The sequence below is a fragment of the Lentzea chajnantorensis genome (assembly GCF_054300775.1).
Map to the genome: position 1 here is coordinate 8,347,286 of NZ_JBSDZT010000002.1, position 21,470 is coordinate 8,368,755.

At 70.9% G+C, this 21,470-nt stretch carries 23 protein-coding genes; 13 read left to right on the forward strand and 10 right to left on the reverse strand.

Translation table 11 applies throughout. The features are described from left to right. Positions 1 to 117: 117 nt before the first annotated feature. Together ACVDFE_RS39900 and ACVDFE_RS39905 are read left to right on the forward strand one after the other, a co-directional pair. On the forward strand, positions 118 to 1,104 hold the full coding sequence (locus ACVDFE_RS39900; RefSeq protein ID WP_458434057.1) for a fatty acid desaturase family protein: 987 nt from the start codon (positions 118 to 120) through the stop codon (positions 1,102 to 1,104). Between the two features lie 43 nt (positions 1,105 to 1,147). Next, positions 1,148 to 1,849, forward strand: coding sequence for an SDR family NAD(P)-dependent oxidoreductase (locus tag ACVDFE_RS39905; protein WP_360400776.1), 702 nt, complete (start codon positions 1,148 to 1,150; stop codon positions 1,847 to 1,849). Positions 1,850 to 1,852: 3 nt separating this feature from the next. Here ACVDFE_RS39905 and ACVDFE_RS39910 read toward each other — a convergent pair whose 3' ends face one another. The 6 genes from ACVDFE_RS39910 to ACVDFE_RS39935 all read right to left on the reverse strand — a co-directional run bounded on the left by ACVDFE_RS39910 (position 1,853) and on the right by ACVDFE_RS39935 (position 7,062). Next, a complete protein-coding gene (locus ACVDFE_RS39910; protein WP_360400773.1) occupies positions 1,853 to 3,052 on the reverse strand; it encodes a cytochrome P450 in 1,200 nt (399 codons plus the stop codon). A 15-nt stretch (positions 3,053 to 3,067) separates the two neighbouring features. After that, positions 3,068 to 3,850 (reverse strand): ABC transporter permease, encoded by a 783-nt coding sequence (locus ACVDFE_RS39915; protein ID WP_360400770.1) that lies wholly within the window; start codon positions 3,848 to 3,850, stop codon positions 3,068 to 3,070. After that, positions 3,847 to 4,782: an ATP-binding cassette domain-containing protein gene (locus ACVDFE_RS39920; RefSeq protein ID WP_360400762.1), complete on the reverse strand. Its 936-nt coding sequence runs from the start codon at positions 4,780 to 4,782 to the stop codon at positions 3,847 to 3,849. Before ACVDFE_RS39920 ends, ACVDFE_RS39915 begins: the two co-directional genes overlap by 4 nt. 12 nt (positions 4,783 to 4,794) lie before the next feature. Then, entirely contained in the window at positions 4,795 to 5,637 is an 843-nt protein-coding gene (locus tag ACVDFE_RS39925; RefSeq protein WP_458434058.1) for a DUF4097 family beta strand repeat-containing protein, read from the reverse strand. A 72-nt stretch (positions 5,638 to 5,709) separates the two neighbouring features. Next, on the reverse strand, positions 5,710 to 6,231 hold the full coding sequence (locus ACVDFE_RS39930) for a YlcI/YnfO family protein (RefSeq protein ID WP_458434059.1): 522 nt from the start codon (positions 6,229 to 6,231) through the stop codon (positions 5,710 to 5,712). A gap of 216 nt (positions 6,232 to 6,447) precedes the next feature. Continuing rightward, complete coding sequence (locus ACVDFE_RS39935) at positions 6,448 to 7,062, reverse strand: TetR/AcrR family transcriptional regulator (RefSeq protein WP_360400753.1); 615 nt, start codon at positions 7,060 to 7,062, stop codon at positions 6,448 to 6,450. A 110-nt stretch (positions 7,063 to 7,172) separates the two neighbouring features. Here ACVDFE_RS39935 and ACVDFE_RS39940 point away from each other — a divergent pair, with 110 nt between their 5' ends. From ACVDFE_RS39940 to ACVDFE_RS39985, 10 genes are all read left to right on the forward strand, one after another. Beyond that, positions 7,173 to 8,177 (forward strand): DMT family transporter, encoded by a 1,005-nt coding sequence (locus ACVDFE_RS39940; RefSeq protein ID WP_458434061.1) that lies wholly within the window; start codon positions 7,173 to 7,175, stop codon positions 8,175 to 8,177. 25 nt (positions 8,178 to 8,202) lie between these two features. Continuing rightward, positions 8,203 to 9,021 (forward strand): MBL fold metallo-hydrolase, encoded by an 819-nt coding sequence (locus ACVDFE_RS39945; RefSeq protein WP_360400747.1) that lies wholly within the window; start codon positions 8,203 to 8,205, stop codon positions 9,019 to 9,021. Then, entirely contained in the window at positions 9,018 to 9,713 is a 696-nt protein-coding gene (locus ACVDFE_RS39950; RefSeq protein ID WP_360400744.1) for a DsbA family oxidoreductase, read from the forward strand. The genes ACVDFE_RS39945 and ACVDFE_RS39950 overlap by 4 nt, the downstream gene beginning before the upstream one ends. Positions 9,714 to 10,006: 293 nt before the next feature. Beyond that, entirely contained in the window at positions 10,007 to 11,158 is a 1,152-nt protein-coding gene (locus tag ACVDFE_RS39955) for an aminotransferase class I/II-fold pyridoxal phosphate-dependent enzyme (protein ID WP_360400741.1), read from the forward strand. Continuing rightward, positions 11,148 to 11,654, forward strand: a complete 507-nt coding sequence (locus tag ACVDFE_RS39960) for a DUF6190 family protein (RefSeq protein ID WP_360400738.1) — start codon at positions 11,148 to 11,150, stop codon at positions 11,652 to 11,654. Before ACVDFE_RS39955 ends, ACVDFE_RS39960 begins: the two co-directional genes overlap by 11 nt. 6 nt (positions 11,655 to 11,660) lie before the next feature. Next, entirely contained in the window at positions 11,661 to 12,449 is a 789-nt protein-coding gene (locus ACVDFE_RS39965; RefSeq protein WP_458434062.1) for a dihydrodipicolinate synthase family protein, read from the forward strand. After that, positions 12,446 to 13,261: an iron-containing redox enzyme family protein gene (locus tag ACVDFE_RS39970; protein ID WP_360400732.1), complete on the forward strand. Its 816-nt coding sequence runs from the start codon at positions 12,446 to 12,448 to the stop codon at positions 13,259 to 13,261. The genes ACVDFE_RS39965 and ACVDFE_RS39970 overlap by 4 nt, the downstream gene beginning before the upstream one ends. Next, complete coding sequence (locus ACVDFE_RS39975; RefSeq protein WP_360400729.1) at positions 13,258 to 13,566, forward strand: Rieske (2Fe-2S) protein; 309 nt, start codon at positions 13,258 to 13,260, stop codon at positions 13,564 to 13,566. The genes ACVDFE_RS39970 and ACVDFE_RS39975 overlap by 4 nt, the downstream gene beginning before the upstream one ends. Continuing rightward, positions 13,563 to 14,975 carry a purine-cytosine permease family protein gene (locus tag ACVDFE_RS39980; protein ID WP_360400726.1) on the forward strand — a complete coding sequence of 471 codons (1,413 nt, stop codon included), beginning with the start codon at positions 13,563 to 13,565 and terminating at the stop codon, positions 14,973 to 14,975. Before ACVDFE_RS39975 ends, ACVDFE_RS39980 begins: the two co-directional genes overlap by 4 nt. Further along, positions 14,965 to 15,675: a DsbA family oxidoreductase gene (locus ACVDFE_RS39985; protein ID WP_360400723.1), complete on the forward strand. Its 711-nt coding sequence runs from the start codon at positions 14,965 to 14,967 to the stop codon at positions 15,673 to 15,675. The genes ACVDFE_RS39980 and ACVDFE_RS39985 overlap by 11 nt, the downstream gene beginning before the upstream one ends. A 141-nt stretch (positions 15,676 to 15,816) precedes the next feature. On the opposite strand, the gene ACVDFE_RS39990 is transcribed toward ACVDFE_RS39985, so the two are convergent. From ACVDFE_RS39990 to ACVDFE_RS40005, 4 genes are all read right to left on the reverse strand, one after another. After that, positions 15,817 to 17,196 carry a GMC family oxidoreductase gene (locus ACVDFE_RS39990; protein ID WP_360400720.1) on the reverse strand — a complete coding sequence of 460 codons (1,380 nt, stop codon included), beginning with the start codon at positions 17,194 to 17,196 and terminating at the stop codon, positions 15,817 to 15,819. Positions 17,197 to 17,362: 166 nt separating this feature from the next. Beyond that, entirely contained in the window at positions 17,363 to 18,154 is a 792-nt protein-coding gene (locus ACVDFE_RS39995; protein WP_458434063.1) for a TIGR02452 family protein, read from the reverse strand. 46 nt (positions 18,155 to 18,200) lie between these two features. Further along, on the reverse strand, positions 18,201 to 19,190 hold the full coding sequence (locus ACVDFE_RS40000; RefSeq protein ID WP_458434064.1) for a hypothetical protein: 990 nt from the start codon (positions 19,188 to 19,190) through the stop codon (positions 18,201 to 18,203). Next, positions 19,099 to 20,337 carry a glycosyltransferase 87 family protein gene (locus ACVDFE_RS40005; RefSeq protein ID WP_458434065.1) on the reverse strand — a complete coding sequence of 413 codons (1,239 nt, stop codon included), beginning with the start codon at positions 20,335 to 20,337 and terminating at the stop codon, positions 19,099 to 19,101. The genes ACVDFE_RS40000 and ACVDFE_RS40005 overlap by 92 nt, the downstream gene beginning before the upstream one ends. Positions 20,338 to 20,536: 199 nt before the next feature. On the opposite strand from ACVDFE_RS40005, the gene ACVDFE_RS40010 reads away from it, so the two are divergent. After that, complete coding sequence (locus ACVDFE_RS40010) at positions 20,537 to 21,373, forward strand: DUF4082 domain-containing protein (protein WP_458434067.1); 837 nt, start codon at positions 20,537 to 20,539, stop codon at positions 21,371 to 21,373. Positions 21,374 to 21,470: the final 97 nt, after the last annotated feature.

Here is a 21,470-nt window from a genome sequence, read left to right on the forward strand (position 1 = left end):
GTGACATCCAGCCGTGGTGGGCGAGCTCGAACTCGCCGGTGCGCGGTGCGGGCGGCCTTTGCGCATCCGTCACCGGTTGTGCGTTGACTTGCCGCCGAAGCACGTCAAACTGCACGAATGGTGCTTCGGCAGGCGAGCGACTTCGCCCAGCTGTCCGCGTTGATCAAGCAGGCCGGCCTGCTGCGGCGACGGCGCGGCTCTTACTACGTCCGCATCGGTGCGAACCTGCTGGTGTACGCCTCGCTGTGGGTGGTGTTCGCGGTGCTGGGCGACAGCTGGTGGCAGCTCGCGGTGGCGGTCGCGCTGGCGGTCATGACCACGCAGCTGGCGTTCATCGGCCACGACGCCGGCCACAAGCAGATCTTCGCGTCCCGGCGCTGGAACGAGGTCACCGGCTACTTCCACAGTGGACTGGTGGGGGTCAGCTACGACTGGTGGGTGGGCAAGCACAGCCGCCACCACGCCAACCCCAACCACGAGGACGAGGACCCGGACGTCGACATCTCGGTGCTGGCGTTCACCCAGCGGCAGAGCGCGGCCAAGCGCGGGCCGCTGCGCTGGATCGCCGCCCGCCAGGCCTTCCTGTTCTTCCCGCTGCTGCTGCTCGAAGGCTTTGCGCTGCACTGGCACTCGATCAGGTACTCCGGCCAGGAGCGGTACGTGATGATCGCGAACGTCGTCGTGTACCTCGGCGTCGTCTTCTGGGTGCTGTCCCCCGTGTACGCCATCGCGTTCGTGCTGGTGCACCAGGGGGTGTGGGGGCTCTACATGGGATGTTCGTTCGCCCCCAACCACAAGGGCATGCCGGTGCTCTCGGCCGGGCACTCGCTCGACTTCCTGCGCAAGCAGGTGCTGACCTCCCGCAACATCACCGGCGGCTGGTTCGTCGACCTCCTGCTCGGCGGGCTGAACTACCAGATCGAGCACCACCTGTTCCCCAGCATGCCCCGTCCGGCGCTGCGGCACGCCCAGGTGATCGTGCGGGAGTTCTGCGAGCAGCACGGCATCTCCTACGCCCAGTGCGGGCTGTTCCGCTCGTACGGGTACGTGCTGGAGCACCTGCACGAGGCGGCCGCACCGCTGCGGGTCAAACCCGCGGTCTGATTCCCGCCAGACCCGCGGCTGCCGTTCGACCAGGCTTTGCCCCATGGGATCACTTGAAGGCAAAGCAGCACTGGTCACCGGTGGCAGCCGCGGGATCGGGGCCGCAGTCGCCGCCAGGCTCGCCGCGCTGGGTGCGCGGGTGGCGGTGACGTACCAGAACACCAAGCCGGACAACGGGTTCGCGATCAGGGCGGACAGCGCCGACCCGGACGCGGTGGTCGCGGCGGTCGACTCGGCCGCGGCGGAGTTCGGCCGGCTCGACGTGCTGGTGAACAACGCGGGCACGTTCCAGGTGGGGCCGCTGGACGAGATCGGCCGTGCCGAGTTCGACCACACCATGGCCGTGAACGTCCGTGCGCCCTACCTCGCGGCACGGGCGGCGGCACGGCACATGCGCGACGGCGGCCGGATCATCAGCATCGGCAGCAACGTCGCGGTGTACGCGCCGTTCCCCGGTTTCGCGTTGTACTCGGCGAGCAAGACGGCGCTCATCGGGATGACGAAGGGCCTGGCCCGCGAACTGGGACCGCGGGGCATCACCGCGAACATCGTGAACCCCGGTCCGACCGACACGGACATGAACCCGGCGGACGGGCCGATGGCGGAGACGATCCGCGGGCTGACCGCGCTGGGGCGCTACGGGCAGGCTGCGGAGATCGCCGAGGTGGTGGTGGCGCTCGCGGGGGACGCCGGTGCGTACGTCACCGGAGCCTCCGTCAACGCCGACGGCGGGTTCACCGCCTGACCGCTACTGCCCCCAGGTGACCGGCAGGGCGTGCACGCCGTAGATGTTCATGTCGGTCCTGAGCCTCACCTCGTCAGCGGGCACGGCCAGCCGCAGCGTCGGGAACCGGCGCAGCAACCCCTCGAAGCCGGCCCGCATCTCGATGCGGGCCAGCTGCTGGCCGAGGCACTGGTGGATGCCGTGCCCGAACGCCAGGTGGCCGCGTGCGTTGCGGTGCACGTCCAGCTCGTCGGCGCCGGTGAACCTCGCGGGGTCGTGGTTGCCCGCCAGCAGTGACAGGACGACCGTCGACCCCCGCGGGATCGTCTCGCCGAAGAACTCGACGTCCTCCGCTGCGTAGCGGAAGAACACGTCGGCGACCGCGAGGTAGCGCAGCAGCTCCTCGACGGCGCCGGGGACCAGCTCGGGGTCCGCCCGCAGCGCCGCGAGCTGGTCGGGGTGCTCCAGCAGCGCGAACGTGCCCAGCGCCAGCATGTTCGCCGTCGTCTCGTGCCCGGCGAGCAGCAGCAGGAAGGACATGCCGACCAGTTCCGGGACGCTCAGGTCCTCGTCGCGGGCGAGGTCGGACAGCAGGTCGTCGGCGGGGTCGGCGCGCTTGGCGGTGACGAGGCCGGCCAGGTAGGTGGCGATGGCCGTGTAGGCGGCCATCTTGTCCTCCAGGGTGATGTCCCGCTCCATCATCCTGGAGGAGTTCACCTGGAAGGTCTCCCGGTCGGCGTACGGGACGCCGAGCAGCTCGCAGATCACCAGCGACGGCACCGGAAGCGCGAACTCGGCGACCAGGTCGACCGGCGGGGTGAGCTGTGCCAGCGCGTCGAGCTGCCGTTCGGTGATCGCGATGATGCCCTCTTCGAGCGCCTTCATCCGCCGGACGGTGAACGCGCCGGTGAGCTTGCGCCGCAGCCGGGTGTGGTCCGGTGGGTCCATGCTCAGGAACAGGCCGGGCTCCTGCGGGGACGGCTCGGTCTGCTCCGGCCAGCCCGGCGTCGGGTACGGCACGTGCAGGACCCCGAGGTCCTGGCGGGAGCTGAACCGGGTGTCCGCCAGCGCCTGCCGGACGGCCTCGTAGCCGGTGACCAGCCACCCCTCGTGGCCGTCGGGGAAGAGCATCGGACTGACCGGGCGCTCCGACCGCACGGCGGTGATGGCGCTGGGCGGGACGAACGGGCCGGCGTCGCGGTCCATCGGCAAGCCTTGCAACATGGTTCGGTCTCCTTCTCAGCGGGTGGACTCGCGGTTGAACAGCTTCTTGGACCACAGGTAGCCGCCGAACCCGATGACGACGCACCAGCCCAGCGCGATCCAGCCGCTGTGGCCGATCGGCGTGCCCGTGAGCAGGCCGCGCAGCGCGTCGATGAACGGGGTGAACGGCTGGTACTCGGCGAACCAGCGCAGCACCGCCGGCATCGAGTCGGTGGGCACGAACCCGTTGCCGAAGAACGGCAGCAGGATCAGCGGCAGGCCGATGTTGCTCGACGACTCGACGGACCTGCTGGCGAGGCCCAGCGCGGCGGAGAGCCAGATGAGCGCGAACGACATGCCCACCAGCAGGCCGATGACGGCCAGCCACTCGACCGGGCCCGCCTGCGGCCGGAACCCGATGGCCACGGCGACGCCGAAGACGAACGCCATGGCGAGCACGGTCTGCACGAGGCTGCCGACGACGTGTCCGGTGAGGACGGACACCCGTGCGATCCGCATGGTGCGGAACCGGTCGACGATGCCCTCGGTCATGTCCATCGCGATGGAGATCGACGTGCCCTGCACCGCCGCGGTGATCGCCATCAGGACGATCGTCGGGGTGACGTAGCTCAGGTACTCGGCGCGGCCACCGGACGGCCCGCCGAGGCCGGCGCCGAGCGTGCCGCCGAAGACGTAGACGAACAGCAGCAGGAAGACGACCGGCATCAGCAGCAGCTGGAACGTCATCGACGGGTAGCGGACCATCCGCCGCAGGTTGCGGCGGACCATCGTCGCCGAGTCGGTCAGCACGTAGCTCATGGCTGGGCCACCTTTTCGGGATTGCCGGTGAGGGCGAGGAAGACGTCGTCGAGGTCGGGGGTGTGCGTGCTCAGCGAGCCGACCGGGACGGCGTTGTGGTCGAGCCGGTCGAGCAGCGCCTTGAGCGAGCTCACGCTGCCGTCGTTCGGCACGCGCACCGCGAGCGCGTCGCCGTCGCGGGTGGCGGTGCGGACGACCCGCAGGGCGGACTCCAGGTGGCGCGGGTCGGTGAACTGCAGCAGGACGTGACCACCGGGGATGCGCCGCTTGAGCTCGTCGGCGGTGCCCTCGGCGACGACCCGGCCGTTGTCGAGCACCGCGATCCGGTCGGCGAGCTCGTCGGCCTCCTCCAGGTACTGGGTGGTCAGGAAGATCGTGACGCCGGAGGCGACCAGCTCCCGCACGACCTGCCACATGGCGCGGCGGCTGCGGGGGTCGAGCCCGGTGGTCGGCTCGTCCAGGAAGATCACCTGCGGTGAGCCCACGAGCGTCATCGCGAGGTCGAGCCGGCGCCGCATGCCGCCGGAGTAGGTCGACGCCGACCGGTCCGCCGCGTCGACGAGGTCGAACTGCTCCAGCAGCCGGTCGGCCCTGCGCCTGCCCTCGGTCTTGCCGAGGTGGTGCAGGTCGGCCATCAGCTTCAGGTTCTCCCTGCCCGTCATCAGGTTGTCGACGGCGGAGAACTGGCCGGTGACGCCGATGGCGGCGCGCACGGCGTCCGGGTCGGCGGCAACGTCATGTCCCGCAACGGAAGCACTGCCGCCGTCGGCGCGGATCAACGTGGAGAGGATCTTGACCGTGGTGGTCTTGCCCGCGCCGTTCGCGCCGAGCAACGAGAAGACGGTGCCGCGCGGCACGGTCAGGTCGACGCCCTTGAGCACTTCGGTGTCGCCGTACGAGCGGCGCAGGCCGGTTGCCTTGATCGCGTTCATCGGGGTTGCTCCTCAGGCCCGGCGGATCGTGATGTCGCCGAACGACGTGCTGGCGTGGACCTTGACGGTCTGGGTGGAGTCGCCGGGGCCGTCGCTGCCGTCGAGGGTGTTGGTGACGCGGCCGAACCCGGTCTTGACGTCGAGCCACGCGGCGGTGCCCCTGGCGATGCCGAGCTCGATGCTGCCCATCGCGGTGCTGAGCGTGGCGGTGTCGCGGACGACCTCGCCGACGGTGACGGACCCCATGGCGGTCTTGGCGTCCAGCAGCGCGCCGACCCGCTCGGCGGTGATGTCGCCGTTGGCGGCGCGGGCCCGCAGCTCGCCGCCGACCGTGCCGATCTCGGTGTTGCCGTTGGAGTTCTTCACCGTCAGCGAGCCGGTGACGGCACCGACGCGGATGCTGCCGCTGCCGGACTTCACGTCGGCGTCGCCGTTCACGGCGCCGACGGTGACCTGACCGGCACCGGTGTCGACCTTCAGCTTGCCGGTGCGGTCGACGTGGACGTGGCCCGCGGACATGTCGGCCCCGGTCTCCCCGAGCACGCCGCTGGTGCGGATGCCGCCCGCGGTCACGTCGAGGTCGGCCTTCGAACCGGTCGGCAGCTCGATGACCACGTCGACGCTCCTGGTCTTCTTGGAGAAGTCGAACGTGCGCTTCTGGCCGCGGACGGTCAGCGTGCCGTCGGCGAAGTCGACGCGGGTCTTCTGCGCGGCCTCGACGTCGGAGGTGTCGCGCGGGTCGGACGGCCGGATCTCGACCGAGGTCGTCGTGCGGTCGCTCGCCCTGATCTCGACGTGGCCCGCGTAGATGTCGAGCAGCACCGAAATCGGTTCTGGCGTGTCGTAAGAAGGCATGGCTGTCCCCTCAGAAGGTGTCGGAAAACCGTCTCCGCAGGTCAGAGACGTGAGGTGAAGAGCGGCAGGGAGCTAGCGGACCCAGCCGGTGAACCGCTGCGACTGGGCGACGCCGCCCAGCCAGGAGTCGGTGCCGGTGTCGCGCTTGGGAGCCAGCTGGGCCGTCGCGGCACGGACCAGCCACGCGTTGACCGAGCGGCCCTCCTTGGCGGCTGCCTCGTCGATCGCGGCCTTGAGCTGTTCGGGCAGGCGGACGTTGATGCGCACGGTGGCGCCGTCCTCGTAACCGGAGGCGTCCTCGGCCGGTGCCGGGGCGGGCTCCGGCGCGACCTCGGCCGGCTGCGGCTCCGGTGCGCGGCGGGTCACGACGAACCGGGGGTCACGGCCCCGCAGCAGCACCTGCACCGAGTCCGGTGCCAGGTCCGCGGTGATCTCGTCGGCGGCGGCGGAGAGCGCTTCGAGCAGCGCCAGCCGGATCGCCGACTCCATCGACACGGTCAACCGCTCGACCAGCGCGCTGTCCTCGCCGCTGCCCATCTCGGCGGCGGTGAGGAGCTCGCGGCCGAGGGAAGCCACATACGGGGTCAGATCCATGGCACCACTATGGCACACGGTGGCACCACCCACAAGCACCTTTGGCTCAATTTGGCATCACCGTGGCTCAAAATCCAGTCTCAGGCAGGATAGTCGCAGCTCACAGCAGTGAAGCAGGATGGCTCACGCGGTGCCACAGCGACTCGGAAGTGGCCTTCGGACCGCAGCACGACCGAGCCGGGTGGCACCCGGCGGCTCAGGCTGGCTCAGCGTGGCTCAGGGCATCAGCAGGCGGTGGCTCATCCACGTGAGCCCCTCCGCGATCTGCTCCCTGCTCACGCCGCGGCGGCGCTGCTCCTGGTAGACCTCCGGCGCCAGCGGGGCCAGCAACACCTCGATCAGCCCGTTCGGCTCCGTGACGCCGGCCTCGACCAGCAGCGACCGCACGTGCACCCGCCAGAACCCGTAGGCGCCCGTGCCGAACCGGGCGGACCCGACCTCCGCGCCCAGCACGAGGTGCAGGTGCCGGTCCAGCAACGAGGTCATCGCGCCGTAGAACGCCGCCAGCCGGTCCGACGGCGTCGCGCCGGGACCGAGCGGCGGCTCGCCGCGCAGCAACTGCTCCTGCAGTTGCCGTTCGTGCTCGTCCAGCAGTGCCGCGGCGATCGACGCCGGGTCCGGGTACCGGCGGTACAGCGTCGCCCTGCCGACACCGGCGGCGCGGGCGATGTCCTCCATCGTGACCTGACGCGCGTCCTTGGCCGCGAACACCTGTTCCGCGGCCGCGAGCACGCGCGCACGGTTGCGCGCGGCGTCGACGCGCTCCTTGACCTCCGGCTGCCCGGTCGTCACCGCGAGCAGGGCCTCACCCTGTCCGCCCCTGATGGCCATGGCCGAATCCTACGCGCACCGCAAGGAAGTGGACAGCTCGTCCACTTGCCCCTTAGGCTGACGCGGTCATATGGACACGCTGTCCACTTATTCAGGTCGGGGGTAGTCCCGTGTACTTCGCACTCTTGGCGGCGGCGCTGCTGGTCGGATGTCTGCTCGCCGTGCAGGCGTCGGTGAACCTTCAGCTGAACAAGGCGGTCGGCACGCCGTACGGCGCCTCGACGCTGCAGCTCAGCGTGGCCACCGCACTGCTCGCGATCCTCGCGGTCGCGGTCGGCACGATCGGCGCGGTCTCCCTCGTGCCCGACGTCGAGCCGTGGCACCTGCTCGGTGGCCTCGCAAGCCCGCTCTACATCACCAGCGGCATCCTGCTGTTCCCGCGCCTGGGCGCGCTGGCGGCCGTCGGCCTCTTCGTCACCGGCCAGATGTTCGCCTCGCTCGCGCTGGACCTGTTCGGGCTGTTCGGCGTGCCGAGGCAGCCGCTCACGATCGGCATCGCGGTGGGCGCCCTCGCCGTCCTGGCCGGCATCACCGTGATCATCCGCGGTCAGCTCAAGGCGCAGAAGGCAGCCGCACCCGCCAGCGCCGCGCCCGCACCGGCCACGCCCGCGGGCGGTGGCACCGCCGTCGCGACGAAGTCCGCGTCCGGCACGAGCGTGAAGCAGGCCGGCTGGATCGTGCTCGGCATCGTCGCCGGTGCCGTGCTGCCGATCCAGGGCGCGGTGAACGCCAAGCTGCGCGCCGACCTCAAGGCGCCGATCACCGTCGCGATGATCAGCTTCGTGGTGGCCACGCTCGCCATCACGATCGTGCTGCTCGTCATGCGCGCGCTCAACCGCACGCCCGCGCCGAAGCTGGCGCCGCTCAAGACGATGCCGTGGTGGGGCTGGCTCGGTGGCGCGTGCGCCGCCGCCTACGTCACCGCGACGTTCATGCTCATCCCGGAGATCGGCGCCGCCACCACGGTCGCGCTCACCGTCACCGGCCAGCAGCTGGCCTCCGCGCTGATCGACAGCCGCGGTCTGTTCCAGATGCCGCGCCGGCCCTTCACCGCGGTCCGCGTCACCGGCCTCGCGCTGCTGGTCGTCGGTTCCGCACTCGTCCAACTCACCTGACACCACGCACTTGGGGGGACCACCCGTGCCGCCGAACATGCGCAAGCCCTACCGCGCAGCTCCCGAGATCTTCACCCTCCCGTCGTACTTACCGATTCCCGGCGCGGGCCTGCTGCCCGTCAACGCGCACCTGGTCCGCGCACGGGAACCCGTCCTCGTCGACACCGGCATGGGCATCGACCGCAGCGACTTCCTGGAGTCGCTGTGGTCTTTGGTCGATCCGGTGGACCTGCGGTGGATCGTGCTCACCCACGACGACCGCGACCACGCGGGGAACCTCAAGGAAGTCCTCATGGCGGCACCGAACGCCATGCTGATCACCAACGGCCTCGCCGTCGCCCGCCTCGGCGAGGAGTGGGACGTGCCGCCGAACCGGGTGCGCCTCGTCAACCCCGGCCGGACGCTCGACCTGGGCGACCGCAAGATCACGCTGCTGCGCCCGCCGTCCTACGACTCCCCCTCCACGCTCGCCGTGTACGAGCACCAGGAGGAAGCGTTCTTCAGCGCGGACAGCTTCGGCACGATCATCCCGGACCTGGTCGACGACGCCACGGACGCCAAGGAGAGCGAGTACCTGGAGGGCATGGCGCTCTTCACGCGCGCCAACGCCCCGTGGACCGCCCTGGTCGACCAGGCCAAGTGGGACCGCAACCTCGACGACCTCGCCCGGCTGCGGCCGCGCCGGGTCCTCAGCTCGCACGGCCCGACCGCGACCGACCGCGTCGAGCGGCTCATCGAGACCGTCCGCGGCGTGCCCGCGATGGACCCGTGGCTGCCCGACGAGGACGTCGAGGTCGAGTCGGTGCTCGCCCAGTACGAAGCAGACCAGAGGAGTGCGCAGTGACCGTCACCAAGGCAGACCTCACGCCGGAGCAGGGCACCATCGTCGTGTTCTCCGACATCTGGTGCTCCTTCGCCCACATCGGCATCCACCGCCTGCACGCCACCCGCGAACGGCTCGGCCTGCAGGACCGCGTCCGGTTCGACCTGCGCGCGTTCCCGCTGGAGCTGCTGAACAACGCCTCCAGCCCGCGCTCGGGCACGGACAGCGAGGTCGGGCGGATGGCGGCGCAGGAGCCCGCCGCCGGCTGGCAGCTGTGGCAGGTGCAGGACTGGCTGTACCCGTCGACCGTCCTCCCGGCGCTGGAGGCGGTGCAGGCGGCCAAGCTGCAGGGCCTGCACGCCTCCGAGCAGCTCGACCTGAGGCTGCGCAAGGCTTTCTGGGCCGAGTCGCGCAACATCAGCAACCGCAAGGTGATCGTCGACTGCGCCCAGGACACCGGTGCGGTCGACGTGGCCGAGCTCGTCGAGGCACTCGACGACGGCCGGGCCCGCCGCACGCTGAGCGACCAGGCGGCCATCGCGGCCACGGACGTCGTGAACTGCAGCCCGCACCTGTTCCTGCCCGACGGCAGCGACCACGCCAACCCCGGCATCCAGGTGCGCTGGGAGGGCGGTTACGGCGTCGGCTGGCCCGTCGTGGAGGCCGACGACAGCGACGTCTACGAGGAAATCCTGAAGCGTTCGGCGGCCTGACCGCGGAACCCAGTCAAAACGGACACAGAAAAAACTTAACCATCCTCCGCTAAATAACAAGCAGAACACCAGAAACCGGCATGGCGCGCCCCTTCAGGGGCAGCGCCATTTCGGCGTTCCCGAAAAAGCAGCTCAGGAATCCCATAGGCAACTTTGCAGAAACATTGGCGTTACCTTTCCGTTACACAAATTCTCGAAGCGTTCGGATAGCTTTGCACCCATCGCGGCTGGGGAGTTCGCGAAACCACCCACAACAATTCCTCGGGGGAATTACTGTGAGTAACAACAATGCTGTGGAAGATTTCGTCGATCTCACACAGCACGAACTGCTCGCTCTTCGAACAAAGTTCAACCTCGCTGACGCGCACACCCACCAGTACCAGTCGCCGAGTCAGGACAAGATCGTTTCTCGACTTCCTGACCTGTGGTACGAGGCTGAGCGCGACCAGCAGGCCCACTTCGAGCAGAAGTTCATCGATGCTTTCTTCCGGCTGCACAAGCAGCCGACCGCGCTGGCAATGGGAAAGACCTGGCTGTCCTACTCGGCCAGCGTCTCCACGATGGTCGCGGCGATGTACATGAAGCAGCGCAACATGTCCGTCTCTTTGGTCGAACCGTGCTTCGACAACTTGGTCGATCTGCTGAAGTGCATGCGGGTGGACACCCGGCCGCTGGCCGAGACCGCGCTGCACGACGTCGGCTCGATCTACGAGAACCTGAAGGTCGTCGAGACCGACGCGATCTACCTGGTCGACCCCAACAACCCCACCGGGTTCACGCTGCTCAAGGACGGCCGCAGCGGTTTCGAGGAGGTCGTCCGCTTCTGCGTCGACCACGACAAGCTGCTCGTCATCGACTTCTGCTTCGCCTCGTTCGCGCTGTGCGACCAGGGCATGGACCGCTTCGACGTCTACCAGCTGCTGGAGGACTCGGGCGTCACGTACATGGCGATCGAGGACACCGGCAAGACCTGGCCGGTGCAGGACGCCAAGTGCGCGATGATCACGGTCAGCGAGAACATCCGCGAAGAGGTCTACAACATCCACACGGCGGTGCTGCTCAACGTCTCGCCGTTCGTGCTGAACGTCCTCACCCAGTACGTCGAGGACTCCATCGCCGACGACTTCGCGTCGGTGCGCGACGTCATCAGCGAGAACCGGGCCACCATCCGCGAGGCGCTCGAGGGCACGATCCTCGAGTACGTCCAGCCGGTCGTGGACACCAGCGTCGCGTGGTTCCGCATCGCGGACGAGAACCTGACGGCCACCGAGCTGCAGGCCTCCATGCTGGAGCACGAGGTCTACGTGCTGCCCGGCACGTTCTTCTACTGGAACGAGCCGGCCCGCGGCGAGCGGTTCGTCCGCATCGCGCTCGCCCGCCAGCCGGAGCACTTCGCCGGCGCCGCGCGCAAGATGCGGGAGGTGCTGCTGTCCGATGAGCGCTGAGGCGATGATCGACGCCTCGCTGTTCATGGGCATGCACAGCACCGACGACACGATCCGCCTCCGCTGCAAGAGCTTCTTCGCGCAGCGGATGGCGGACCGGGTCTCGATGAGCCTCGAACACGTGGGGTTTTGCGACAACCTGGTGTGGAGCCACCCCAGAGCGGAGCAGGACGCGTACTACCCGTTCATGGACGTCCTCCACACGGACATGCGGATCGACCGCATCGGCTACGAGGAGACGGACCTCAAGTTCGCCCTCGACCGGGCCTGGCCGCCCGACCTGCCCTGGCACGAACGGCTGCTGCTCGCCATGGCGACCAGGCTCGGTGCCACCGTGCACACGGCCAGCAGCCGGCTCACCGCCCGCACCGACCTGCCCGCCGCGGTGGTGTCGGTGTGGAACACCGCAGAAGAGTCCACGGTGGACTTCCCGCAACCGCTGGAACGGCTCTACGAAGAGTCGCTGGCGTTGCGGGTTGCTCCGGAGAGGGTGTGAACGACGATGGCTTACTCCGGAACGATCGTGCCGCTGGTGACCCCGCTCGACGACAGCGGGCAGGTGGACACCGACAGCGTCGCGCGGCTCGTGGAGTCGGTGCGGGGCAACGTGAACGGGCTGATGCCCACGCTGAGCTCCGGCGAGGGCTGGCTGCTCGACACCCGGCAGTGGACCGACATGGTGAGCGCGACCGTCGAGCACTCCGGTGGGTTGCCGGTGCTGGCCGGCGTTCAGCTGCCCGACACCGAGTCGGTGGTCGAGCGGTCGCGGCTGGCCGAACGGCTCGGCGTGTCGGCGGTGGTGGTCACCACGCCGTTCCGCGCGGACATCAGCCAGGACGAGATCTTCCAGCACTACCGGGAGGTCTCCGAGGCGCTCGACGTCGGACTCTTCCTCTACAACGAGAAAGCCGTGTCCGGCAACAGCATCGAGCCCGCGACGCTGCGGCGCGTCTGCACGCAGCTGCCGAACGTCGTCGGCGTCAAGGAGTCCAGCGGCTCCGCGGAGCTGACCCGCGCGCTGGTCGCCGAGTGCCCCGGCCTGCCGGTGTTCGAGGGCTGGGAGAACCTGCTGCTGGAGGCGCAGGGCGTCGCGGGCTTCATCGGCCCGCTCGCCAACCTGGAGCCGAAGGTGTGCACGGAGATGCTCGCCGAGCCCACGCAGGAGCGGCAGGACGAGATCAACGCGCTGTGCGAGAAGTACGGCGTGTTCGAGGACGACTGGTACCGCCACGTCAAGACGGCCCTGCGCGAGCGCGGGATCATCAAGACAGACCGGGTGGTGGGCACATGAGCGACCAGCGGCAGCTCTACGTGCACAACCGCTCGGTCCTCGACCTCGGCGCCTACGCCGACCTGCTCGACATCGAGAGCCGCTGGGTCGTGCCCAAGGCCGCGGAGCTGGAGGCGGCGGCGCCGTCGTTCGGCCACCGCCGTGAGCTGCTGGAGGCGATCGAGGCGTTCCTCAAGGAGGAGGAGGCCGCCGGTCCGTCCGAGCACGAGCGGTTCCTCGCCGAGGAGGCCACGCTGGACCAGTTCCGCGTGGTGGTGCGGGAGTTCGCCGTCGACGGGCTGGTGGAGTCCCAGTCGCACCTGGGAATCCTGCCGCGGCTGCCGAACAAGGCGCGGATGGCCGTGCTGCGCGTGCTGATCGACGAGTTCGGCTGCGGCAACGACGAGCAGGAGCACTCGGCGCTGTACGGCAAGCTGGTGGCCGAGCTCGGCATGCCGACCGACCTCGACTGGTACGTGGAGCGGGTCGGCGACGAGAGCTTCGCCTACGTCAACCTGTTCCACTGGCTCGCCGAACGGGCGCCCGCGCCGGAGTACTTCCTCGGCGCCTACACCTACTTCGAGTCGAGCGTGCTGTACGCGTTCCGGTGCTACGCGCAGGCGTGCGACCGGCTGGGGGTCGTCAACCGCAGGTACTACGACGAGCACCTCTACATCGACGCCTACCACAGCAGGCAGATGCAGGCGTCGATCAAGGCGCTGGCCGACGAGCGGCCGGTCGACCTCGCGAAGGTGTGGACCGGCGTGACGCTGACCAGCGCGGTCGTGGCCGAGGCGACCGAGGCCGCGATCGACAGGGCGAGGGCGGCATGAGCGCCGAACCCGTGGTGCGCCAGCTCGCGGAGGACCTGATCCTGGTGGAGGTCGCGGGCAGGCGGATCCTCACCGAGTCCGCCTGCCCGCACCGCCGCGGCCGGCTGCGCTACGGCTACGTCAACGGCCGCACGCTGCGCATCACCTGCCCGCTGCACCTCTCGTCGTTCGACCTCACCACCGGCAGGCAGGTCACCGGGCCACCGTGCCGCGAGCTCGTGGTGGCACCGCTGGCGGAGGGCGCCGAGGTGCCCGACCCGGACACCGCCCGCGCGCTGCTGGCAGCGGCGGAGGAGGCCCGATGAGCACTCCGCAGAAGGTCGTGGTGGAGACCCGCGGCGTGGACGTCGTCCCGGACGAGGAGCGGACGTCGTCGCCGGGGGAGTTCTTCTGGATCTGGAACTCCGCGCAGTTCTCGCTGGGCACCGTCGTGCTCGGCTCGGTGCCGGTGGCGTTCGGGCTCGGCTGGTGGGCGAGCATCAGCTCGTTGCTGATCGGGCTGCTGATCGGCACGGTCGTGGTCGCGCCGCTGGTGCGGTTCGGCAAGGCCACCGGCGCCAACGACCCGGTGTCGAGCGGCGCCCACTTCGGCGTGCGCGGGCGGGTCATCGGCAACGTCATCACGGTCTGCGCGGCGATCGGGTTCTTCTCGATCGCCGTGTGGACCGGCGCGACCGCGATCCTGTTCGCCGGGCAACGCCTGCTCGGCACGCCCGCGGACGGTGCGGCGCTCGCCGTGGTCGCACCGGTCGTGGCGGTGGTCGTGGTGCTCGTCGCGGTGTACGGCCACGCGGTGCTGCTGGCCACCTACCGGGTGATGACGATCATCGGTGCCGCGGTGCTGCTGGGGCTCGTCGTGGTGCTGCTGCCGGAGTTCGACCCCGGGTACGCCGGCGGTGCGTACGCGCTCGGCGACTTCACCAGGACGTGGCTGCTCGCGGTCACGTTCAGCGCGACGGTGCCGATCTCGTACTCGACCTTCCAGGGCGACTACAGCCGCTACCTGCCGAGGTCGGTGAGCGACCGGACCGCCGTGTGGTGGAACGGTTCCGCGATGTACCTGAGCAACGCGGTGGCGCTGGGCGTGGGCGCGTTCGTCACCACGCTGCTGACCGATCCCGGTAAGCCGTGGATCATCGGTGTGGCCGGTGTGGTGCCGGCGTGGTTCGCGGTCGTCGTGGTGGCCTACGGGCTCGCGGGCACCCTGCCGCAGGGTGGCCTGTGCATCTACGCGGCGGGCCTGTCGGCGCAGTCGATCTTCTGGCGGCTGTCCCGGCCGGTGGCGACGGTCCTGGTGTCGGTGGTCGGCGTCAGCGCGCTGTACGTGGGCGCGGTGGTGTACGACGCGATCGACTCGATCTCGGCGTTCGTGCTGGTGCTGCTGGTGTTCGTGGCGCCGTGGGCCGCGATCATGCTGGTGGGCTACCGGCAGCACGGTGGCCGCTACTCGGCCGCGGACCTGCTCGCGTTCACCTCCGCCGGCCAGGGCCGCTACTGGTACACCGGCGGGTTCAACCTCCGCGCGGTGTGCGCGTTCGTGCCGTCCGTCCTGCTGGGACTGCTGTTCGTCGGCAACACCCTCTACACCGGCCCGCTCGCGGGGCTGGCGGGCGGGATCGACCTGAGCGCGGTGGTCCCGTTCGTGGTCGCCGCGGTCCTGTACGACGTGCTGTGCCGCCTGTTCCCGGAAAGGGTTCTCGCGCATGCCGACTGACCCGCGGCTCCCGTCGAGCCACGACACGATCACGGTCTTCACCGACCTCAACTGCTCCTTCGCCCACCTGGCCGTGTACCGGTTGCACGAGGCACGGCGCAGGCTGGGGCTGGAGGGCCGGATCTGGTTCGACCACCGGGCCTTCCCGCTGGAGCTGTTCAACCGCACGGTCAACGAACGCCCCGGCGTCGACTCCGAGGTGTCCGTGATCGGCGCGCTGGAACCGGACGCGGGCTGGCGGCTGTGGCAGGGACCGGACTGGACGTACCCGGTCACGATGCTGCCGCCGCTGGAGGCGGTGCAGGCCGCGAAGGCCCAGGGCTGGCACGCCTCCGAACAGCTCGACCTGGCGCTGCGCCGGGCGTTCTGGGCGGAGGGCCGCTGCATCTCCCTGCGCCACGAGATCCTCGACATCGCCGGGTCGACCGGTGTCGTGGACGTCGGCGAACTGGCTCGCGCGCTCGACGACGGCCGTGCCCGTGCGGACGTCATGAGCCAGTACGAGGCCGCGAAGGACGGGCGGGTGAACTGCAGCCCGCACGTGTTCCTGCACGACGGGACGAACCTCGCGAACCCCGGCATCCGCACCCGCTGGGTCAACGGCGGGTTCGGCACCGGGTTCCCGGTGATCGACGCCGACGACCCGTCGGTCTACACCGATCTGCTCGACCGCGCCGCCGGGTTGTCGACGGCCGCCTGACACGCCCCGGTCGCGCCGGCGCCGCCGCCGCGACCGGGAGCGGATCACCACCGGTGCCGTCCCGACAACGGCGCCGGTGCCGAGGTGTGGCCGGGCACGGCCTGGCTGTGCCCACGCCCGGCCACACCGAAGCGACCGGCCTCAGCCGGTCGCGCGCACCGCCCGTTCGTCCTCCCACCGCCGCGCCACGAGCACCGCCGCCCGCTCGGCGACCGCCAGCACGGACGCGCTCGGGGGTGCGGCGACGACCGTCGGCATGACGGAGGCGTCCACGACCCGCAGCCCGCCGGTCCCGTACACGCGCAACTGCGGGTCGACGACCGCGCCGATCGCGCACGTCCCGGCGAAGTGCAGGAACGTCCCGGTCACCCGCCGCACGTACGCCCGCAGCTCCTCGTCGGACGTGACGCCCGCACCGGGCAGGTGCTCGCCGATCCGCCACCGGGACAACGCGGCCGCCTCGCCCACCTCCCTGGCCCGCCGCAGCCCCGTCACCATGAGGTCGAGGTCGCGCGGGTCGCGGTAGTGGCCGGGGTCGACCAGCGGCACCTCGTGCGGATCGGCGGTCACGAGCCGCACCGAACCCCGGCTGTGCGGGCGCTGCAACGAGAACATGACGGAGAAGCCGTTGTCCGGCTTGCCGTGCGGCAACGCGAAGTGCGTGAACACCAGCCGCAGGTCCGGGTCCGCGACGGGGTCGCTGCGCAGCAGCACCTGCGGTGTGTCCGGCACCCGCCCGTCGTCGGCGGAGACGCGCGACGTGAACGTGACGTGGCCGAAGGGGTGGTCCTGGAGGTTCTCCCCGACGCCGGGCAGATCGCGCACGACGTCGATCCCCAGCTCCCGCAACCGGTTCGCCGGTCCGACACCGGACAGCAGCAGCAACTGCGCCGACCCGACCGCACCGGCGGCGAGCAGGACCTCGCGCGAGGCGAACGCGATGCGCGGGCGGCCGTCGACCACGTGCTCGACGCCGGTGCAGCGCCGTCCGGCGAAGAGCAGCTGCCGGGCGCGGGCACCGGTGAGGACGGTGAGGTTGGGGCGGCGCAGCGGTTTCAGGTAGGCGGCGAACGGGCTCTGCGGGGTGAAGCCGACGAGGTTGACCTCGGTGCGCGCCACGCCCTCCGCGACCCGGCCGTTGCCGTCGGCGGTGAACGGCGCACCGACCTCTTCCGCCGCGCGGTAGCAGGCGTCGTAGAACGAGCCGGGCTCGGCCATCGGCGCCGGTGACACGACCACCGGGCCGCCACGGCCGCGCCACCGCGGGTCCATGCCCGCGGCGTGCTCGGCGCGTTTGAGGTGTGGCAGCAGGGTCTGGAAGTTCCAGCCGGTGGCCCCGGCCGCCTCCCACGCGTCGTAGCTGGAGCGGTGGGCTCGGACGTGGGCCGTGGGCGTGTCCGGGGTGTCGTGGTGGCCGGCTTCGAGCAGCAGGACCGTGTGCGCCGGGTTCTCCGACAGGCGCGCGGCCAGCACGCAGCCCGCCGTGCCACCGCCGACGACGACGAAGTCGTAGTCGCTCATCGCCGCGCTCCTCGGCCGGAAACCGGCATGGCGAACAGGGCCAACAGCGTGGCTGGCATCGGTGCTCCCTGGGGTTCGTCGACCGGCCGGCTGGCGGCCCGACGCCACCCACACGGACAGCGGGCCGCGGCGGTTCAACAGAACCCCGGAAATTTTTTCCGGGAGGTCAGCTCCCGGCGAACACCCCGGTGAACGCCCTCAGCGCGGGGCTGTCCCGCTGCCGGTCGAACACCGCGAACACCACCTCGTCGAAGAAGCGGCACTCCCCCAGCGCGTCGTGGAACGCCCGTGCCACGGTCGCCGGGTCGTTGGCGAACACACCGCAGCCCCACGCGCCCAGGACGAGCCGCCGGTGGCCGTGGGCGGCCGCGACGTGCAGCACCCGGACCGCGCGCCTGCGCAGCTGCCCGGGAACGGCCGGCGCGCGTTCGGGCTGCGTGCGCAGGATCGCGCCCAGGTTCGGCGCGGCCGCGGTGAGGAACGACACCGGGTACGGCCGCGGCAGGAGCTCACCGCGGTCGTCGCGGAACACCGGCACGCCCGGCGAGTGGATGACCCGGTCGCTGTAGGACAGGTCGTCGTGCGCGCGGTGGTGGGCGTAGAAGTCGCCGGCCGCCAGCAGGCACGGGTACAGCGCCGACGCCCGCGCGACGCTCTCCTCCTGGGCCTGCGCGCCGTTCAGGAAACCACCGCCGGGGTTGCGGGCGGAGGCGAACACCAGCGCCGCGACGTCCCCGCCCAGCCGCCGGGTCGCCACCAGCGTCGACTCGGCGGTGACCTCGACGCGCGGCGGACCGCCCTGCTCGGGCAGCGGCACGACGTCTTCGGGGGTGTACAACCGCGTTCCGCTGACCGCCGGGGCGACGTCGACCGGCACGGTTCCCGTCGCGGTGCGGTAAGAACCGCTCTGCGCGATGGCCACGGTCTCGTGGGCGATCGCTCTCAGCCTTGTGCTCATGATGAGCCGATTGTGGCCGCACGGTTTCCGCGCGGCCAAGCGAGTTTCAGCCGGTGCGCGCGTAGTGCTCGGCGACCGCGGCGAACGCCGCCTTGGGTTCCCACGACCCGTCCTCGCGGACCTTCACGATGCCCGGGCTCGCCATGTCGAGGTCGCGCCGCGGGTCACCGGGGCGGTGCGGGAAGTCGTTGAGCGCGAACAGGTACACGAACGCGCTGTCGACCCGTTCCACCTCGAAGACCGCCAGCACCTCGCGCAGGTACCGCGCCTGTTCGTCCTCATCGCGCTCGTAACCGGCCTTGATCCCCACCGGCCGCCCGTCCCGGTCGTGCTCGACGATCTCCATGCTGCGCGGCGCGACCGCACCCGACCCGCGCCACGCCGCCGTGCCGAACCCGGTGATCGCGACCGGTTTCCCCTGCGCCACAACGGACCGGATGCCCTCGGCGTACCGGTCGGCGACCTCGGCCGAGCGGATCAGCTCCAGTGACACGACGTCGAACAGGTCCCAGTCGACCCGTTCGAACGGGATGGCCGCATAGGTGACCCGCCCGTGGAACACCTCGCGCACCCTCGTCACCGCGTCCGCCAGGAACTCGTTCAGCCGGGTGGCCGCCTCCGCCATCCGCGCGGGGTTCCCCAGCAGCTGCCCGACGCGGTCCAGGACGTCGTCACCGGGGGTGAACCCGCGGTTCATGATGCTCAGCTCGACACCGGTCACGAACACGACCTCGGCGCCGTCCGCGCGCACCCGTTCCGCCCGCTCGGCGCAGTCGGCGAGCAACGCGGTGAGCTGCTGCGCCGTCAGCTCCAGCGGGTACGGCGAGAACCAGACCTCCAGTCCCAGCTCGGCCGCCCACCGGGCAGCCCGCTCCAGCCGGTCCGGGTCGCCGCCGACCAGGTGCACGGCGGTGCAGTGCAGCTCGTCGCGGATGACCCGCAGGTCACGCCGCACCGCCTCCGGGTCGAACACCGGCAACGAGTTCTCCCCCTTCAGCACGAACCCCGTGCTGTACGCGATTCCCTTGCCCCGCATGGCCGTTCTCCTCCGCGTCGGTCGACGCCGCCGAGGGTAGCCGCCATTCTTGCGTACGCGCAAGTTTGCGTGTTCGCATTAAACACCAGCCGAGGAAGGCCAGCCCGAGCCACACGTAGGCGTTGCCGGCGAGGTGCTGCCACCACGTCCACCGCAGCTCGCGATCGGCCTCCTTGGGCAGCCACCAGTGCACGCCGGCCGCGAAGAGCAGCACGACCGCGACGCGCACCCGGCCGTGCAGCAGCGGGACCGCGAGCGCGACCCACGCCCAGTGGTGCGACCAGGACACCGGCGAGACCAGCAGGCCGGTGACGGCGACCGCCACCACGGCGGTCAGGTCGTCCCGCAACCGCGGCAGCACGAGCAGCAGCACCGCGACCACCGCCGCGCACAGCACGACCCACAGCGACTCCGGTGCCTGCGCCCGCACCAGCAGCCCGCGCAGCGACTGGTTCGCCGTGTACGCGAGGCCGCCGACGCGCTGCGGGTCGAGCACGGCGTCGAACCAGAACCGCCGCGACTCCCCCGGCGCCAGCACCCAGCCGACGGCGGCGCAGCCCGCGAACGCCGCCACGGCGGTCGCCACCGCGCGCCACCGCCCGCGGCACAGGAAGAACAGCACGAAGACCGCTGGCGTCAGCTTCACCGCGGCGGCGAGCCCGACCAGCAGCCCGCGCGGCCACGGCGTGCGCGGCAGCAGGCAGTCCAGGGCGACCAGGCCCAGCAGCACGAGGTTGACCTGCCCGAGGTCGAGCCCGCCGCGCACCGGTTCCAGCAGCAGGCACGCCGCCGCCAGCCCGAACCCGGCCCGCGGCACGGTGCCCGGCGCGGCCGCCCGGCTCACCGCGACCTGGCACGCGAGCGTGAACAGCACGATCCCGGCCGCCGCCCACGCCACCGCGGCGACCACGAGCCGCAGCGGTGCCAGCAGGCCGAAGAGAGCGGCGGCGAACGGCGGGTAGGTGAACGGCAACCCCCGCGGGCCGGGGAAGTCCGGTCCGTAGAGGCCCTCGCCCGACCACAGCGCCTCCCCGCCCGCGAGGTACACCCGCAGGTCCAGCGAACCGCCGTGGGGAACGCGTGCCGCCACCCACACCAGCACCCCGGTCGCGACCGCCGCCCACACCCAGCGGAGGTCGATCCGCACCACCCACCGGGTAACCACCTGATCCAGCACCGCCCGCGCCCTCCCGCCGTCCGACGTGGACGAGCGTGCCGATCACCGGCACCCGGCCGGATCGGTCGGCGGGCCGGGAAAAGTCGTGCTTTCAGACGGCAACCCGGGCGGGGGTCGGTCGTTCGGCCGAGGCAGGGGCCGTCCGCCGCTGGTGCGACACTTGCGCACCATGAAGCGATTAGCCGCACTCCTGCCGGCCCTGCTCCTGCTCCAGGCGGCGCCCGCCCTCGCGGCGGACACCCCGTACGCGATGATCCACTCGCCGAGCACGGGCACCTCGGTACCGCTCAACACCCCGCTGGTGCTCGCCGGTGGCGCGGTCAACGGCGAGTCCGGCGGCGTCACCACCGTCGAGTTCTCCTCCGACGGGGTCAACTGGACCTCGCTCGACGCGCGCACCGAGACGTGGTCGACGGTGCTCTTCCCGAGCGTTCCCGGCCCGGTCACGATCTGGGCGCGCGCCCGCACCGCCTCGGCGCTCGGCGCGGTCACCGCCTCGACCACCATCCACGTCGGCGGCAGCACCACCCCGCCGCTGCACGGCGACACCAAGCTGGTCCTGCCGCCGCAGCCGGGCCATCCGGCCGAGCTCGACCCCGACCTCGCCGCCGTCGAGCTCGGTCTGCGCACCCGGTTCGACCGCGCGGGCTCGGTCCCGGCCGTGGTCCTGCGCCGGGGCGGCTACACCGGTCCCGTGACCGCACGGGTCTGGGGACCGGACGGAACGCTGCTCGCGCAGCAGGCCGCGCCCGGTGCCGCGCACTCGCAGCGGATCACCTTCGACACCCCGGTCCCGGTGCAGCCGGGCGTCGACTACGTCGTCTCCTACTACACACCGGCCGGCGGGTACGTCGCCTCCGAGGGCTACTTCCTCGGCGGCGTGGCGAACGCGCCGTTCTACGCCGGGGTGGAGGCCGGGGTCTACCGCTACGGCGAAGGTGGCGGCTTCCCCACCGAGACGTGGAACGCGAGCAACTACTGGATCGAGCCGATCTTCCGGCCGTGAGCGGAGGCGCTGATCGCCCGGCGGTGCCGCACCTCGTCGGTACCGCCGGTCAGGTCGAGCAGGCGCACCAGCGGCGCCTCCTCGGCCCGCAGCCGTT